General features: G+C 39.1%; 16 protein-coding genes and 1 pseudogene. 7 read left to right on the forward strand and 10 right to left on the reverse strand.

Going from position 1 to position 15,760, the window contains the following annotated elements; all coding sequences use genetic code 11:
- Window positions 1-75 precede the first annotated feature (75 nt).
- The 3 genes from rlmD (ACTQ5J_RS09155) to ACTQ5J_RS09165 all read right to left on the reverse strand — a co-directional run bounded on the left by rlmD (ACTQ5J_RS09155) (window position 76) and on the right by ACTQ5J_RS09165 (window position 2,423).
- Window positions 76-1,479 carry a 23S rRNA (uracil(1939)-C(5))-methyltransferase RlmD gene (rlmD, locus tag ACTQ5J_RS09155; protein ID WP_441752476.1) on the reverse strand — a complete coding sequence of 468 codons (1,404 nt, stop codon included), beginning with the start codon at window positions 1,477-1,479 and terminating at the stop codon, window positions 76-78.
- Between the two features lie 93 nt (window positions 1,480-1,572).
- Entirely contained in the window at window positions 1,573-2,025 is a 453-nt protein-coding gene (locus tag ACTQ5J_RS09160) for a hypothetical protein (protein ID WP_441752477.1), read from the reverse strand.
- Window positions 2,026-2,045: 20 nt separating this feature from the next.
- Complete coding sequence (locus tag ACTQ5J_RS09165; protein ID WP_441752478.1) at window positions 2,046-2,423, reverse strand: MerR family transcriptional regulator; 378 nt, start codon at window positions 2,421-2,423, stop codon at window positions 2,046-2,048.
- Window positions 2,424-2,501: 78 nt separating this feature from the next.
- Here ACTQ5J_RS09165 and ACTQ5J_RS09170 point away from each other — a divergent pair, with 78 nt between their 5' ends.
- Window positions 2,502-2,801: a hypothetical protein gene (locus ACTQ5J_RS09170; RefSeq protein ID WP_441752479.1), complete on the forward strand. Its 300-nt coding sequence runs from the start codon at window positions 2,502-2,504 to the stop codon at window positions 2,799-2,801.
- Window positions 2,802-2,838: 37 nt separating this feature from the next.
- Here the strand turns inward: ACTQ5J_RS09170 and ACTQ5J_RS09175 are convergent, their stop codons facing one another.
- Entirely contained in the window at window positions 2,839-3,726 is an 888-nt protein-coding gene (locus ACTQ5J_RS09175; RefSeq protein ID WP_441752480.1) for an NAD-dependent epimerase/dehydratase family protein, read from the reverse strand.
- A gap of 299 nt (window positions 3,727-4,025) precedes the next feature.
- Here ACTQ5J_RS09175 and ACTQ5J_RS09180 point away from each other — a divergent pair, with 299 nt between their 5' ends.
- The 4 genes from ACTQ5J_RS09180 to ACTQ5J_RS09195 are packed head-to-tail and all read left to right on the forward strand — an operon-like array spanning window position 4,026 to window position 6,961.
- On the forward strand, window positions 4,026-4,652 hold the full coding sequence (locus ACTQ5J_RS09180; protein ID WP_441752515.1) for an ABC transporter permease: 627 nt from the start codon (window positions 4,026-4,028) through the stop codon (window positions 4,650-4,652).
- Window positions 4,652-5,548, forward strand: coding sequence for a glycine betaine ABC transporter substrate-binding protein (locus ACTQ5J_RS09185; protein WP_441752481.1), 897 nt, complete (start codon window positions 4,652-4,654; stop codon window positions 5,546-5,548). Before ACTQ5J_RS09180 ends, ACTQ5J_RS09185 begins: the two co-directional genes overlap by 1 nt.
- 22 nt (window positions 5,549-5,570) lie before the next feature.
- Complete coding sequence (locus tag ACTQ5J_RS09190) at window positions 5,571-6,341, forward strand: ABC transporter ATP-binding protein (protein WP_441752482.1); 771 nt, start codon at window positions 5,571-5,573, stop codon at window positions 6,339-6,341.
- Window positions 6,338-6,961, forward strand: a complete 624-nt coding sequence (locus ACTQ5J_RS09195) for an ABC transporter permease (protein WP_441752483.1) — start codon at window positions 6,338-6,340, stop codon at window positions 6,959-6,961. The genes ACTQ5J_RS09190 and ACTQ5J_RS09195 overlap by 4 nt, the downstream gene beginning before the upstream one ends.
- Before the next feature lie 187 nt (window positions 6,962-7,148).
- On the opposite strand, the gene ACTQ5J_RS09200 is transcribed toward ACTQ5J_RS09195, so the two are convergent.
- The gene (locus tag ACTQ5J_RS09200; protein ID WP_441752484.1) at window positions 7,149-8,105 is read right to left on the reverse strand and encodes a nuclease-related domain-containing protein; all 957 of its coding nucleotides are present in this window, start codon (window positions 8,103-8,105) and stop codon (window positions 7,149-7,151) included.
- A gap of 1,069 nt (window positions 8,106-9,174) precedes the next feature.
- Window positions 9,175-10,548, reverse strand: coding sequence for a 23S rRNA (uracil(1939)-C(5))-methyltransferase RlmD (gene rlmD, locus ACTQ5J_RS09205; RefSeq protein ID WP_441752485.1), 1,374 nt, complete (start codon window positions 10,546-10,548; stop codon window positions 9,175-9,177).
- Between the two features lie 282 nt (window positions 10,549-10,830).
- Between rlmD (ACTQ5J_RS09205) and ACTQ5J_RS09210 the strand changes: the two genes are divergently transcribed.
- Window positions 10,831-11,877 (forward strand): peptidoglycan-binding protein, encoded by a 1,047-nt coding sequence (locus ACTQ5J_RS09210; protein WP_441752486.1) that lies wholly within the window; start codon window positions 10,831-10,833, stop codon window positions 11,875-11,877.
- Window positions 11,878-12,067: 190 nt separating this feature from the next.
- On the forward strand, window positions 12,068-12,646 hold the full coding sequence (locus ACTQ5J_RS09215; protein WP_441752487.1) for a hypothetical protein: 579 nt from the start codon (window positions 12,068-12,070) through the stop codon (window positions 12,644-12,646).
- Between the two features lie 272 nt (window positions 12,647-12,918).
- Here ACTQ5J_RS09215 and ACTQ5J_RS09220 read toward each other — a convergent pair whose 3' ends face one another.
- The 4 genes and pseudogenes from ACTQ5J_RS09220 to ACTQ5J_RS09235 all read right to left on the reverse strand — a co-directional run bounded on the left by ACTQ5J_RS09220 (window position 12,919) and on the right by ACTQ5J_RS09235 (window position 15,518).
- The gene (locus ACTQ5J_RS09220; RefSeq protein ID WP_441752488.1) at window positions 12,919-13,656 is read right to left on the reverse strand and encodes an amino acid ABC transporter ATP-binding protein; all 738 of its coding nucleotides are present in this window, start codon (window positions 13,654-13,656) and stop codon (window positions 12,919-12,921) included.
- A 1-nt stretch (window position 13,657) separates the two neighbouring features.
- Window positions 13,658-14,413: pseudogene (locus ACTQ5J_RS09225) on the reverse strand (amino acid ABC transporter permease); the annotation flags it as partial.
- A 252-nt stretch (window positions 14,414-14,665) separates the two neighbouring features.
- On the reverse strand, window positions 14,666-15,109 hold the full coding sequence (locus ACTQ5J_RS09230; protein ID WP_441752489.1) for a VOC family protein: 444 nt from the start codon (window positions 15,107-15,109) through the stop codon (window positions 14,666-14,668).
- Between the two features lie 10 nt (window positions 15,110-15,119).
- Window positions 15,120-15,518: a VOC family protein gene (locus ACTQ5J_RS09235; RefSeq protein ID WP_441752490.1), complete on the reverse strand. Its 399-nt coding sequence runs from the start codon at window positions 15,516-15,518 to the stop codon at window positions 15,120-15,122.
- Between the last annotated feature and the right edge of the window lie 242 nt (window positions 15,519-15,760).

Here is a 15,760-nt window from a genome sequence, read left to right on the forward strand (position 1 = left end):
CAAATGATAGAAAGCCCACAACTTTATTTAAGAGTCATGGGCTACCTACATCTATAATTTACTGCTAGATCGTTATTATTTATCTATTTTGACTAAGAGACAAACAGTCTCAACATGTGTCGTATGCGGGAATTGGTCGACTGGTTGAACCGTGACCAATTCATAACCGAATTCACGTAGCCAGACTAAATCTTCTGCTAAACTTTTAGGCGCACAGGACACATATACAATCTTATCTGTTCCGTAGCGGCCGATGCTACGCATCACTTTACCGCCTGCTCCACTTCTAGGTGGATCCAGGAGTAACATATCTGGTTGGCCCCAAACGTCTCTTAACTCTTTAAGCCCGGTACGTGCGTCAGAAGTCATGAAGAAGGTATTGTCCAAACCGTTATCTTTCGCATTACGACGCGCAGAGATAATCGAATTTTCGACAATTTCAATTCCAGCTAATTCTTTACTGTTTCTGGCAAGTGGTAAACTAAAAGTCCCCACACCACAGAATAAGTCTAATACTTTCATGTCTGAATTAACATTAGCCATCTCAAGAGCCAACTCAACTAATTTTTCTGCTTGTACGGGATTAGCCTGAAAGAATGTATCCGGCCAAATACGATACTTAAAGCCATTTAATTCATCATTGATATAATCACGGCCATGCAGGATATACGTCTCATCAGCTTGAATTCTTTCAACTGCTTCTTTGTGTTCTACCCACTGTAAACTGACTAGATTCTCAAATTTCGATGTCAGTCTTTCAACTAAATCATCGACGGCTGCTTGCAATTCACTTGGTGCTTTCGTCGCATAAACAACAACCATAATCTCTTTTGTCACAAAAGAAGTTCTAAGTAATAAATTACGTAATAAACCTGATTTTTCATCTTTGTCATAACCTGGAAAGTTATAATCCTTTTGCCATTGACCAAGAACGTGTTTAATCTCAACCATCACTTTTGGCGCAAGAATCGAATCTTCTAAATCAATCACATTGCGAAAATTCCCTTGTTGATGCATGCCAAGTTCGCCTGTCGCACCAAAAGTCAATTCCATTTTATTACGGTAGCGCTCTGGATTTTCCATCCCAATAATCGGCTGAACTAAAGCCGGATCAAAGCCGGACTCTTTTAAGTAATCTTTGACCATATTCGATTTATATTCTAATTGCGCATCATACAACATATATTGTAGTGGGGTTCCTCCAGAAATTGCTTCATGGATTGGGACGTCTAAATTACGGGTTGGGCCTGCTTTAAGTAGCTCATCATACTCAACCACTGCTTTACTGCGACCTTTCGCATTTTCAACCGTTACTCTGACCACATCACCTGGAACAACATTCGTTACATTAATATTTAGATGTTTTCCATTCGATCCTCGATCTGGTGGATGAATATAACGGGCATAACCGTAACCGTTTGGGTTGATAAATTCAATCGTTACTTCAAGTGTTTCTGTTGGATATCTTTTTTTAGCCATTTCTTCACCTTAACCTTTAAAAGTTCTCGATACACCTTAGTATACTAAAAAACGGCCAAAAGCACTATCACACTTGGATATCCTTCAATTGGATCAGAAAAAGAAGCCGTCATCATCATTATAACTTTCACACTCGCCTTGCCAGTCTGACATACTTTCCTTAATGACGTCACATAATTCATCGTAACTTTCTTTGTCAACAGGCCCATGTGTCAGCATGGCTTTGTAGAATTTCTTAATACTAGCGGCATTGGCTTTAATGGTCGCTGGTGTGGCCCAGTCGGGTTTACGAACGAAATAATCTCCGAAATATGCATCGAGTTCATAACCACACCCGTCTTTCATCTCTTGGACCGATCGATTCATAAGATAAGTATTTATATAAAATTCAGTATTGTCTAAATGCTTTGCAATCGTCTTTGCTTTCAAATTGGCCGCTTTTAATTCTGCTTCAAACACTTCTAAATAACGTTGATTTTGCTGACCAAGTCTTTCAATTTCAATTTCATAATCCTTTAAAAAAACTCCTATCTTTAAATAAATCATTGGAAAAAAATGATTTCCAATTACTCCGGCAAGTTTTTTATTTTTTGGTGCATCCGAATGAGTTGCTCCAAGCTAGCGTTTAAGCGTCCTATTTTGTCCTGGGTTTCGGCAATTTTAATCGCTAGCAGACTTTCTATTTCTTGACGGTCCTTGAGAGGCATCGTCTGGATATCTTCAATTGTTTCAAAACTTTCATCAAAAGCTACTAATTGCTGAATCTCATTTAATGAATAAGCCAGGTGTTTGAGTTGCTGAATATGCTGCAGACGCTCAAGATCCTTTTCATTATAAAGGCGTGCATAGTGATCACGGTTGGGACTGATTAAACCAAGCTTTTCATAATATCTGAGCGTATCTTTCGACAGACCTGTTCTGGCCACCACTTCATTCGTTCGCAATTTGAATCCCCTCTCTTGACATGGAGCGCACTCCATCTTTTAGAATAAGTATATCAAATAATCTTGAGGAGTGAGTAAATGTTAATGTTAAGAATCTTGACCTTTTTATATGGTTTATTGACGGTCCTGGCAATTGGCGAAGATGCAAAAATTTATGGTCTACAATGGGTGCATGCCCTCTATCCGCTATTTTCTCTGTGTTTAATGTATTTTGCCATTAAAACTGAGCCGTTGAATTTACTTTATATCGGATTAGTCGGTTTATTACTCGCCGCTGCCATAAGTGGCTTGGTAATGAACACATTTCACTGGAGCCATCTTATTGTACGCTTGGTCGTTTCACTCCTTCTGTTGTGGTTTTGGATCCAACTTAGTTAAACTAAAGAGCAGCCCCTGGGCTGCTCTTGTTTTGTGATTATTGGCTGGCTTTCATTTCTGTCGCTAATGTTCTGATTAATGGTTTTAACCAACTTTCAAGTTCATCCAGTCCAAAGCCTGCTGCTTCAATTTTATCTGAAATCAGATACCAGTTCTCTCGTGTATTAAACGGTGAACCAGTAATGGTTTCTTGCGTATAGTCGACTTTCACTGTTTGCCCAGTCATTTCTTGTAACCACTCGATAAAAGTTTGACGACTAATCGAATCGCGAGAACTTATATTTAGACTACCGGTTTGTTGGTTTTCAATTACCCATACAATCGCATTAGCCGCACTACTACCTTTAACAAAATTAATTTTTGCTTCTGGGTTATTAAATTGAATCGTGTCATTGTTGAGTGCTTTTTCAACGTACAGGTGCAAACGTTTCGTATAATCATCCTCATCTAAAACAATTGGAAAACGAAAGGCAGTTACCTTGAATGGTGCTTTTGTGAACAAGACTTGTTCGGCTTGACGCTTGCCTTCGCCATAATCCACCTGTTTTTCGGGGTCGATATGGTATGCGGTTGGATCAAAATCTGCTTCAACAAAACCATCTTTGGCACCATCGTAGACAGCTAAAGAGGATGTAAAATAATAATGTTCCAGTTGCTTTCCAAATTTATCAATCCGAATATGGGCATCGCTTGCATAATAACAGATGTTATCGAACACCGCGTCCCAGTTTTCTGTCTGGACGAATTCCCAACCAGCATGGTCGCGGTCGCTTGCGTCTAATGCGATATGCTGCGCCTTGCCTTCAAATGGATTTGGTTTATTGCCTCTTGTCGCAAGCGTCACATCATAGCCTTTATCTAATAATAGTTGTACTGCTTTCTTGCCGAAAAAATTGGTTCCACCTAATACAAGTATCTTTTTCATTTCAGTCACCTTTTCCTCTTTGGTATGCTCGCTCCTAGGACTTTCTAAACTTTCATGGTTAGTCGATATCTATAGGATATACAAGATAAGAAAGCATGTCTACTATAACTATTAGCAACAGGTTGGTTGGGATAATCATTGCTGATTGAGTGTTTATCATGGATGTGTCTAATTTGGGAATTGTTGCAGCTGTTGGTTTCGTTGACTGGCTGTGGTTCTTATTGTATCCGGAGGTGGGGGTGCAAATTAGTTGCACTATTTCTTGGTTTATTACACTTACACTAGGAGGGGGTGCCACGATGTTCATGGATTTAGCTAATTACTTTGGGACGAATGCGTCAAAGTATGTTCAATATGTCAGTGAACATGTTTCTTTGAGCTTGAGTGCTTTAGTGATTGCGATGTTGATTGGCCTGCCCTTGGGATATTTTGGCTACCGATTTAAGCGTGTAGGTAATCTGTTTTTGACGGGTTCGCAAGCTTTGCGCGTTATTCCGAGTTTAGCTGTGTTGTTTATTCTAATTCCAATTGTGGGAACGGGTAAGTTGCCCGCGACGATTGCGCTAGTGTTTCTGGCGGTGCCTCCGATTGCGATTAATACTCAAGTTGGTTTTAGTGAAGTGCCTGCAGTCACAATTGAAACAGCAACCGGTTTGGGAATGAATAGTCGTCAATTATTTCGTAAAATACAGATTCCATTGTCTTTGCCTTATTTACTGAATGGCATTAAATTGGCGCTTGTTGAAATCATCGCGAGTGCGACTTTAGCGACTTATATTGGTGCAGGTGGTTTAGGGACTTTGATTTTCACTGGTCTAGGGCTTTATCGGCTAGATTTATTATTAATTGGTGGGTTATCGGTCGCGATTCTGTCTCTGTTTTCAACCGTCTTGTTCGATTACTTTATTAGAAGGAGTGATATTTAATGATAAAAAAATATTTAATCAGTCTTGTCGCAGTGTTGTTCGCCTCTGCGATTGTGACCAGCAGTGTCAGCGTCTCAGCTAATCACGAAGGAGAAGCCATTCGTATTGGTTCAAAAGATTTTACGGAGAATTTACTGGTGGCTGAAATTTATGCCTTAGCATTAGAGGCTGAGGGGTTTGACGTGGAACGCGTGCCAGCTATCTCGAGTGCGATTGTACATACAGCGATTACTAATGATGAAATTGATTTGTATCCTGAATATACTGGTACGGGCTTATTGACGGTTTTACAGTTGCCAATGGAAACGGATCCGGAGAAAGTGTTTGAAATTGTAAAGACTGAATATAATGAGCAGTTCGACTTAACCTGGTTAGACTATTCCCAGGCCAATGATAGTCAAGGTTTGGTCATTACGACGGCCAAAGCCGAGGAATTAGAGATTGAGACGATTTCTGATCTTCAAGCTCACGCCGATGAGTTGCGTTTCGCTTCTCAAGGTGAATTTGATATGCGTGAAGATGGGCTTCCTGGTTTAGAAGGCGTCTATGGCAGTTTTACTTGGGCCTCTTCCACGATTTATGATAATAGCTTAAAATACCAAGTGTTAAAAAATGATGAAGCCGATGTGACGCCTGCCTATACGACCGAAGGTCAGCTTGTGAATAATGATTTGTATACAGTTCTAGAAGATGACAAGCAATTCTGGCCGCCTTATAATTTAGTGCCGATTGTGCGTAATAATGTCTTGGAGGCTCATCCGGAAATTGAAGAGATTCTAGGGGAAGTTAATGATCAGTTGGACACAGAAAAAATGATTGAATTGAATGCTAAAGTCGATGTTGATGGCGAAGAATATCTAGAAGTTGCTAAGGAATTTTTCGATTCACTTAAGTAGCTTTTGAAGGGAGAGTATGATGATGCCAATAGCTATTGAATTTAAATCGGTCAGTAAAACATTTCATCTAAACGCAGAGCCCGCTCTGTCTGATGTTTCTTTTCAAATTAAAGAAGGCGAGTTCATCACCGTTTTAGGTTCATCTGGCTCTGGTAAAACCACTACCCTTCGCATGATGAATCGATTAATTGAACCTGACAACGGCCATATTGAGTTTTATAGTCATGATATACGAGGGATTGATGCGATTCAACTTCGTCGACAAATGGGCTATGTTGTACAACAAATCGGCCTATTTCCTCATTTGACGGTGGCTGAAAATATAGCGACTGTGCCTAGTCTATTAAAATGGGATAAAAGGAAAATATTGGCTCGTACAGAAGAGTTACTTCATTTAGTGAAACTTCCTCCTGAGGATTATTTGAACCGTCGTCCGCGTGAATTGTCTGGTGGGCAACAACAAAGAGTCGGTGTAGCCCGTGCTTTAGCTGCTGATCCGGCCATTATGTTGTTGGACGAGCCATTCGGTGCGGTGGACGCCATAACGCGTTTAGATCTACAAGCTGAAATCCAGAAAATTCATCAGCAATTAGATAATAAAACCTTTATTTTTGTGACACATGATATCAATGAAGCTTTTAAATTGGGCGATCGCGTGATGATTATGGATCACGGTCGTATTTGTCAGTTTGCTCCGCCTCGGGAAATTATTCGCTCTCCTCAACCGGGTTTTGTTCAGAAATTGATTGATACAGTCAATGAACAAGAAGCATTGTGGGGTGAGTTCAAATGATTGACTACTGGCTTCGCTACAACGACCGCTTAATTGAAGCAACTTGGCAACATGTGCAGATTGTTGGACTGGTGATGTTGATCTCAATTATCATTGCGGCCAGTCTGATTGTGCTATTGGCTCGTTTTCCACGATGGTTGAATCGTTCTATTTACTTGTTTTCGGTAGTTTATTCCATCCCTAGTATGGCGCTGTTCGCTCTGTTGATTCCTTTAACTGGCTTAGGTCGTACGACTGCGATTGTAGTCTTGGTGATTTATTGTCAGTATATTCTGTTGCGAAGTTTTAATACTGCCTTGTTGGAGGTCGATCCTTTGATGGTTGAGACAGCTACCGGGATGGGCATGACGCCTCAACAAGTGTTTCGTAAAATTCAGCTACCACTCGCAATGAAGGGGCTACTGGCTGGCATTAAAATTGCGGCTATTTCAACGATAGGTATTACAACAATTGCTGCGACGATTAATGCAGGTGGGTTGGGAACGATTCTATTTGATGGGATGCGTACAGCAAGTTTAGTTAAACTATTTTGGGGTACTATATTAACAGCAGGTTTATGTTTATTGGTAAATGCTATATTGTATGTGGTTGAACGTTTGGTGGTTCCGTTGGAAGATTAATAGGTAATTTGATAAGCAAGCAGTGCCTAATGGGGCTCTGCTTGCTTTTTGTTTTAAGAGGTAGAGGTCGAAAAACTAAACCTACAGGCGGACTACATTGCGGAATAAAATGTCGTACGACTGTAGGTTTTTTTCATCTTATTAACGTTTCTAACCGAGAAAAATAAATAAATATTTTGTTAGAATTTTACTGTCTAATTTTGTACTTAAATGCTTTATCTTTAAATAAATAGTCAAATGACTTATGAGTATTAACATAACTATTCGAAGCGGAATGTTTCTGAAAGTTACTCGTCACTATATTGAGAATGGTATTGTATTTAATTCTATCATCTACCAAACTTTTAATTCTCAAAACTCGGAGTGGTTCATAGGGAAACAAGATTCCAAATGCACAAGCCATTCTAAGAACTGTACGCGAAAAAGCTTCTGAGTAATAACAGTTTTCGCATTTGAAATGCTTATGATAGAAGTTGGTATTAAAACTTTTACATTCTGGACAATAGATTCCTTTCTGAACGACTGCGTAACGTTCTGCTGTTAAAGACATCAAATGATCATCCTCTACACTATTTTTCAATAGCCATTCTACTTCTTTTTGCCAAGTTTCTTGAGGATATTTTCTACTTTCCTCCTGTAATTTACGAATAAAGGAACGCAACCTTGCACGTTTAATGAAGGGTAAACTAGCATCATCAATATCAACTGTATCCTCTTCACTGATAAAAACAACATAACTACTCATGGGGATTTTAAATCCTTGTTCACGCATCAATTGAGCCAAAAGTTGATGCGTTCTTTCTAATTGTCGAAAATCATCATGATACTTGGGCCGACCATTGACTTGCCATAAGCCCTGACTATAAATATATTCTGCAGTATAATTTTTAACTTCAAGAATAGTCACACCTGATGGCTTAACCAACAATATATCAATTTGAATTTCTCCCCCGCGTGTTCTATATCGTAAGTCCTTAAGAAGTAGCCAATCTTGAGGGATTTCTTTTTGAAGAATACTTGCGAGTTCAACTTCTCCTTGAAAGCCTGATTCACAATACTTCAAATCTTGTTGTTCTTTCTCATCTAACGCTTGACGAACATACATTTCTTCCAACCAATAATGTGCTTGGGTTTTATACAACATATCTGATTCTCCTTTTATTATTTATATATAAATACGTAATTAGTGTCCAAACATGCCTCGAATTTATTAAGTTTTCGTTAAGTTTATTTCATAATTAGATTTGTAGCTGATTTTTGTCCAATAACATAGTTTTAAATGAGAAAATAAAATATTAAACCTGATTTTATCACTTGGAAGTGATATATCAAACTGCTACATCACCTAGAAGTGATATAACAAACTGCTACATCACCTGGAAGTGATATATCAAACGGCTACATCACCTGGAAGTGATATAACAAGTCGCTACATCACCTGGAAGTGATATATCAAACGGCTACATCACCTGGAAGTGATATAACAAACGGCTACATCACCTGGGAGAGATATAACAAACGGCTACATCACCTGGGAGTGATATAACAAACGGCTACATCACCTGGGAGTGATATATCAAACGGCTACATCACCTGGAAGTGATATATCAAACGGCTACATCACCTGGGAGTGATATAACAAACGGCTACATCAACTGGGAGTGATATAACAAACGGCTACATCACCTGGGAGTGATATAACAAACGGCTACATCACCTGGGAGTGATATAACAAACGGCTACATCACCTGGGAGTGATATAACAAACGGCTACATCACCTGGGAGTGATATAATAAACGGCTACATCACCTGGAAGTGATATATCAAACTGCTACATCACCTGGGAGTGATATAACAAACGGCTACATCACCTATTACTGACAATTCCATGCAACAAACCCTTCCCCACCCCATCAAAAAAAGCATTGTTCGCCATTTAGTCTTTCAATGCTTTCAACCCTCTATTAAATAAACTCAAAGACTCTAAAAACATCCCTTAAGCAACTTGTTCTCTGTCATTCCGCTAATATTCAACTCAGTCACTTCAATTCAGAAAACACCCGTTATTATCTAGTGATTAAAACCGTATAGTTTCTTACATACGAACTAGCTACGTCCTATTTCATGGATAAAATAGCTAAGTGAAACCAAAGGAACGCAAAAAAGCGAACCAAATGATTAGGTTCGCTATTTTGTCCGAAATATTCTTTTATTAATTAACTTTCTTTAATAAAGCGACACACTCCACGTGGGGTGTCTGGCCGAATAAATCAACGGGTTGAACAAATTGTAATTCGTAGCCTGCTTGCGAGAATAACTCACAGTCACGTGCACAAGTCGCTGGGTTACAGCTAACGTATACGATTTTTTCAGGGGCTTGTTCAATAACAGCTGTCACAAAGTTTTCTTCTAAACCTTTACGTGGTGGATCCACTACAACGACATCAAAGTTTACACCTAAGTCGTTCCAACGTGGTAACCATTCTTCGGCTTTACCAACTTCAAAAATCACGTTTTCAATTGAATTTAATTCAGCGTTTTGCTCAGCCATTTCAATGGCTTCTGCAACGATTTCCATGGCATATAGATTTTTCGCATGTTTGGCTAAAGCTAAACTTAAAGTACCAATCCCACAATAAGCATCTAGAACAGTTTCTTTACCAGTTAGACCTGCAGCCTCAATAGCTGTTTGATAAAGTACTTCTGCCTGGGGTGTATTCACTTGATAAAACGAGTTAGGTGAGATGCGGAACGTCATATCAAGCATTTTGTCTTCTATAAAGTCTCTACCCCATAAAATTTTGTTCTCGCCACCTAAGATAACGTTCGTGTCCTTATTGTTAATGTTCTGAACGATGCTGACAACGTTTGGTAATTGTTGCTTAATCTTTTCAACGATAAACTCTTGTTTTTCTAAACGTTTTTGGTTGATCACTAAGATGATCATCATTTGACCAGTATAGTGGCCACGCTTCACAACGATATGACGCATAACACCACGTTTTCTTTGCTCGTCGTAAGGTTGAACGCCTTCTTCACGTAGAATATCACGAATCGTAACAATCGCTTTGTCAATTTCTGGTTGTTGAATGTAGAAATTTTCTACAGGTACTAAATCGTGACTGTTACGACGGAAGAAACCAGTTTCCAATTGTCCTCTAATCGTACGAACCGGGATTTGTGCCTTATTGCGGTATTCCCATGGATGTTCCATCCCTAGAGTTGGTCTTACATCAGCATTTGTGAAATGGCCAATTCTTTGGAAGGCTTGAGCCACTGCAGATTGTTTATAGGCTAATTGCGATGGATAATTCATATGTTGTAAAGTCATTGTTCCTACTTGACGGCCTACTGGATCAGTAATTTCCACTCGATCTGGACTTTCAACAATAATCTTTTGTAAACGACCATAACCGAATTTCTTACCCGCCTTAGTAATATTGAAGATAATTTCTTCCCCCGGGATTACTCCTTCGACGAAAAATGGAAAATCATCCACTTTAACCACACCAGCACCTTGGGAAGTTAAGTCAACGACAGTCGCTTGTAATTCCTCGTTCTTTTTAAATATACGCATTTCTTTCATAATTAGCTCCTAGCTGTTTCATTTTGTTATCCTATTGTACCAAACATCTGCCCAAGATACATATTTCTAAAAAAAAATTAATAATATATTTTCACAACTTGTCTGTACGCGTTTTCACCAAAGTGTCATGACAGTACGTTTTCCCCTTAATAAAATATTTAATATTTCACAAAGGTAACTTGTTTTTATAAAAAACATTACTTTTTAAGGTTTTTAGACTAGTGCATTCTCTCACGTTATGTGTTACAATACGCTCAGAAACAATTTCGAGGAGGAAATTTTGTGAAAAAGATTAAATTAGTCGGATTAGGTTTAGTTGCTTCATTGTCATTAGCTGCTCCAGCAGTTTTAGCAGGTGTAAGTGGGTTTGATTACACTCCAGCAATCGTTCAAGCGCAAGAAGATGGCACAGTATTGAAAGTAGCTTATTTAGCTGCTCATGGTGATCGTTCATTCACATCCGTTGCAGTATTAGTCAAAGGAGACGTTATTGTTGATGCATACCTTGACGAGTACCAATATAGCGAAGGCTATGAAGGTGTGCCAAACTCAGATGCAAGTTTTGGTGAAGCTTTCCCAGAAGGCCTAGTCTTAGCAAGTAAAAAAGTTAACTCAGAAGCTTACTCAGCATCTATGGCTGAAAAAGCAGGTTCAACAGTTGCTTATGACGAAAACTTAGCAGCTATCGAAGACTCAGTTAAAGGTAAAACGTTTGAAGAAGTAGAAGCTTTAATTGGTGAATTAGATGCATTAGGGGAAGACGGAAACGTATCTGATGTTGTTTCTGGTGCTACATTAGCTGATGCGGGTGGTTATGTTGGTGCAATCTTAGAAGCTGCAAAAACAGGAATCGAATTCCCAACAGCAGCAACTGAAGCTAGCGAATTAGAAATCAAACAAGTTTTAGCAGCACCACATGGTGACAAATCATTTGCCTTAGTCAACGTTGTAATGGACGGTGACGTTATCGTTGCGGCCTCTCTAGACGAATTCCAATTCGTTGAAGGTGATCAATGGACAGGCGTTCCTAACTCAGACGCTGCATTTGGCGAAAACTATCCAGAAGGAAGCACTTTAGTTTCTAAATTAGTAGATAGCGAAGGATACTCAGCTATGATGAGTGAAATTGCTGGTTCAACTGTTTCTTACTATGACAACTTGCAAGCTGTCGTTGCCTCAGCCGTTGGCAAAACAACTGACGAAGTGGCAGCAACAATTGAAGAATTAAACGGTTTAGGCGAAGACGGAAACGTTTCTGACGTTGTTTCAGGTGCTACTTTAGCTGATGCTGGTGGTTACTTACAAGCAATCTTAGACGCAGCAAAATAATTTAAACTAAATACTATTTAAGCGACTTGTGCACCATACACAAGTCGCTTTTTTATTCTGGAAATAGTTAGACGCCTTAAATCATTTATTCAAACGTCACTTAAAATTTGATATATACGGCTTAGCCCCTCATAATGAAAGAAAGCTAGATTGTTCATCATGTCAAAAGCTGATGAAAGTAGGTGAAAACATGAATTTTTTAAAAAGGTATCTAGTGACCTTACTCATCATTCTAGTCGGTTCAGTTACTTTTCAAGTCAATCGAGTCATTGCGAGTACCGTAGAAGAAACGTTTATAGAGACGCTTTATACGGTCACTTATGAGGAAGCTGCTGAATTTGATAAACGCATTGAAGAGGACTATCATGATTTTGTTGTTAAGGAATTAAATCAGGCGCCTAATTTACCACTAATGCCTGTCGTCCTAGTTAGTTTTGAAAGTCAGTATATGACAAACTTGATCAATGAGCAGTTCGAATCCTTAGTTGAAGCTGACTATTTGGAAAAATTGCTGATTAACGGCGATTTAACGCGAATCTACGTCTATGCCTATGAGCATCAAACCAATTATTCTGTAATAGATCTCAACATGATCAGCGAAACACTTGAAGATGACTTGATTAAACAGAAATGGTCCTTCACAATTGTCGAGCAAGATACTAATCAAAAACCAACAACCACTTGGGAGCTAGAGGCTCTATTCAATCGTTCGGCTACGTCTAACTTACTGACTCACTTCGAACTCACTCAAGACAGTCCGTTTAAATAATAACCCTCTCATAACTGTGACTTCGTCTAAAATTTCAAAGAGCTCACGGTAATGTTGACAGAGAATTAAAAATCTCTGTTGACATTATTAGGAGCTTTTGTTGTGTTAAAAGTAGTTTGAAACAGAAATCAACCCCATTTATCACTTCGCAGGCAGCTTTCACCAAATTAAAAAAACAGCAACCAAGAAACAAGTCCTTTCTGACAGAATATAAAAAATACTCCAGCTCCGCTCTTAAACATAGCGGCAACTGGAGTATTCTGACTGTTGATTTAGCCTTTTAAGAAACGCGTTAAGAATTCTTTTGTACGCTCTTCTTTAGGATGACTGAAAAATTCTTGAGGATTACCTTCTTCAGCAATCACCCCTTTATCCATAAAGACAATACGGTCTGACACATCACGCGCAAATTCCATTTCATGCGTCACGATAATCATCGTTAAACCAGATTTTGCTAAATCACGCATAACTGTTAGTACGTCGCCAACCATCTCTGGGTCTAAAGCAGACGTTGGTTCATCAAACAACATCACATCTGGTTGCATCGTTAAAGCACGTGCAATCGCGATTCTTTGTTGTTGACCACCTGATAATTGACTAGGGCGGGCATTAATATAAGCACTCATCCCCACTTGTTCCAAGTGCTTCAAAGCTAACGCTTCTGTCTCAGCCTTAGATTTACCTAAAACTTTAATGGGACCAACCGTACAGTTGCCTAAGACATCTAAATTGTTAAACAAGTTAAATGATTGGAAGACCATGCCAATATGACTCCGGTATTTCGTTGGATTATATTGACGTTCTAACACATTGTCACCACGGTAGTTAATTTCGCCACCTGTAGGATCTTCTAGTAAATTGATACATCTCAATAATGTCGATTTACCTGAACCAGATGAACCGATGATTGAAATAACTTCCCCTTCTTTAACAGAAAAGTTGATGTCCTTTAAGACTTCATTCGTACCAAAAGTTTTGCTTAAATGTTTGACTTGAATAATTTCACTCATGTTAAACACCTGCCTTATCTTTAATTTGGGCTACTTGGTTTTGATTGCCACCCACTAATTGGAAGTTAGCATTCCCATCCATACGACGTTCAATACGCCCAAGGATCCAAGTCACAGTATAAGTGAGAATGAAATAAATAACAGCCGTCACTAAGAATGTACCAAAGAAATTAAAGTTATTCGACGCAATCGTATTTGACGTGAAGTATAATTCATTTACCGAAATAACGTTTAACACTGACGTATCTTTAATATTAATCACAAACTCGTTTCCGACTGATGGTAAAACGTTTTTGAACACTTGCGGCATAACGACCTCTTTCATTGTCTGCCAATGTGTCATCCCAATCGCACGCGCTGCTTCGAATTGACCTTTATCAATTGAAATAATCCCACCACGTACAACCTCGGCCATGTAGGCACCCGTGTTAATCGAGACAATTAGAAAAGCTGCTTGTAAAGATGAAATATTCCACCCCCATAGAATCGCCGTCCCATAGTAGAAAACCATTGCCTGAACAATCATCGGCGTCCCACGGAAAATTGAAATATAGGCATTCAATAACCAGTTAACAACCTTTATGAACACTTGTTGGCCCTTGTTTTTCGACGTAGGAATCGTACGAATCACACCAACAAGCACCCCAATACCCAGACCAATAATCGTCCCCGTTAAAGAGATTAATAATGTATATCCAATTCCCCGCATATAACTGTCTCTATTATCTAGAAATATTTGGAGCATATCCTGTAAAAACTCTAGTGTACCCACTTTTTTTCCTCCAATTAAAATAGCATTTACGCATCAACTGCTTCAATAATATGAAAATTATATCATAATCCCACAGCTCAACCAACCTGAATCTGGCGATGCACCAAACAAATATACTAACAAGCATCCACCACAAAAGCAATGGGCAAAATAGGACTGACAAGCCTCTAGCGAAAAAAAGAGTCTACCGACAAACACTTTGCTTTCAGTAGACTACCCTTTAACCTATTCAAATGCTTAGACAATTAACATATCATTGTCATCAAACTGCCAATCAGGACCGAATGCTACTTCCCAATAAAAGCCATTCAACTCTTTGAAGTAACCGCCATAGCCTCCCCAACTTGTTGTCTGAGGGGCTTTAATCAGCTCCGCACCTGCTGCCAATGCTTGCGCCATCACTTGGTCGACTTCTTCTTTGGACTTTCCATTGTAAGCTAAAGTGACACCAGTAAAACCTTCAGGCGGCGTCAAAGCAAGCGGCCCTCCAATATCCTCTATTAAATCTTCAATCGGAAATAAAGATATACGCGTCCCTTTATTCTTAAAAAAAATCACGTTAGGTTGAGTCTCATCGCCGACCACTGACACATCAAAGCCTAAACCCTCTCGGTAAAACTTGAGTGAAGCAGCCATATCTTTTACACCGAGTGTTAATAAATTTAAACGATTTAATTTCATTCTTTCACCCTTATCTTTCGTCTACTAGCTTCACATCCTGAATCGCAAAATAATGCCCTTCTTGATCTGCGAAATTAAAGACATTCCCCATCGGCATCTCAACTAAATCTCCAACCGTAATTCCTTGATCACGAAACTTATGATACAAAGCTGTCGCATCTGGCGTTTGAAACATTAAAGACGGAGTCCCCAGATTGAGTTCCGGTGATTGAGCTGCGATGACTTTTCTGTCAAACAAGACAATACTCGTTTGACTATTACTCGCCGGAGCAAGCTCCACATAATGCATGCCACCTGCTTCAGGCTCTATCTCCTCAAGTAACTCAAAACCAATCAGTTCAATCCAAAATTTTTTCATAGCTGTCACATCATCAACATAAACCATGACTTGCTTTAATCGCTCAATCATCATATTGTCCTTTCTTTAAAGACAGAGTCACTTCACTCGGAAAATTTACTTGCTTCTACCGTGAGTATTTGCCACACACTAGTCCATCACTAAGTAACAGTCATAATGAGGATTAACGTTGACATCATCTACGGTTAACACTGCCCATATCCACAGTCTTCCCTCAGTATTAATACGCTTTCATTATGACATACTATACTTCCCATGACAAAACATTCCCTTGGCTATTAAACCAAAAATCA

It is taken from the genome of Fundicoccus sp. Sow4_F4, assembly GCF_052116145.1.
GTDB lineage: Bacteria > Bacillota > Bacilli > Lactobacillales > Aerococcaceae > Fundicoccus.

Coding starts and splice junctions, on each gene's coding strand:
- rlmD (WP_441752476.1), bottom strand. CDS start 1,479: ATGGCTAAAAAAAGATATCCAACAGAAACACTTGAAGTAACGATTGAA.
- ACTQ5J_RS09160 (WP_441752477.1), bottom strand. CDS start 2,025: ATGATTTATTTAAAGATAGGAGTTTTTTTAAAGGATTATGAAATTGAA.
- ACTQ5J_RS09170 (WP_441752479.1), top strand. CDS start 2,502: ATGTTAATGTTAAGAATCTTGACCTTTTTATATGGTTTATTGACGGTC.
- ACTQ5J_RS09175 (WP_441752480.1), bottom strand. CDS start 3,726: ATGAAAAAGATACTTGTATTAGGTGGAACCAATTTTTTCGGCAAGAAA.
- ACTQ5J_RS09180 (WP_441752515.1), top strand. CDS start 4,026: ATGTTCATGGATTTAGCTAATTACTTTGGGACGAATGCGTCAAAGTAT.
- ACTQ5J_RS09185 (WP_441752481.1), top strand. CDS start 4,652: ATGATAAAAAAATATTTAATCAGTCTTGTCGCAGTGTTGTTCGCCTCT.
- ACTQ5J_RS09190 (WP_441752482.1), top strand. CDS start 5,571: ATGCCAATAGCTATTGAATTTAAATCGGTCAGTAAAACATTTCATCTA.
- ACTQ5J_RS09195 (WP_441752483.1), top strand. CDS start 6,338: ATGATTGACTACTGGCTTCGCTACAACGACCGCTTAATTGAAGCAACT.
- ACTQ5J_RS09200 (WP_441752484.1), bottom strand. CDS start 8,105: ATGTTGTATAAAACCCAAGCACATTATTGGTTGGAAGAAATGTATGTT.
- rlmD (WP_441752485.1), bottom strand. CDS start 10,548: ATGAAAGAAATGCGTATATTTAAAAAGAACGAGGAATTACAAGCGACT.
- ACTQ5J_RS09215 (WP_441752487.1), top strand. CDS start 12,068: ATGAATTTTTTAAAAAGGTATCTAGTGACCTTACTCATCATTCTAGTC.
- ACTQ5J_RS09220 (WP_441752488.1), bottom strand. CDS start 13,656: ATGAGTGAAATTATTCAAGTCAAACATTTAAGCAAAACTTTTGGTACG.
- ACTQ5J_RS09230 (WP_441752489.1), bottom strand. CDS start 15,109: ATGAAATTAAATCGTTTAAATTTATTAACACTCGGTGTAAAAGATATG.
- ACTQ5J_RS09235 (WP_441752490.1), bottom strand. CDS start 15,518: ATGATTGAGCGATTAAAGCAAGTCATGGTTTATGTTGATGATGTGACA.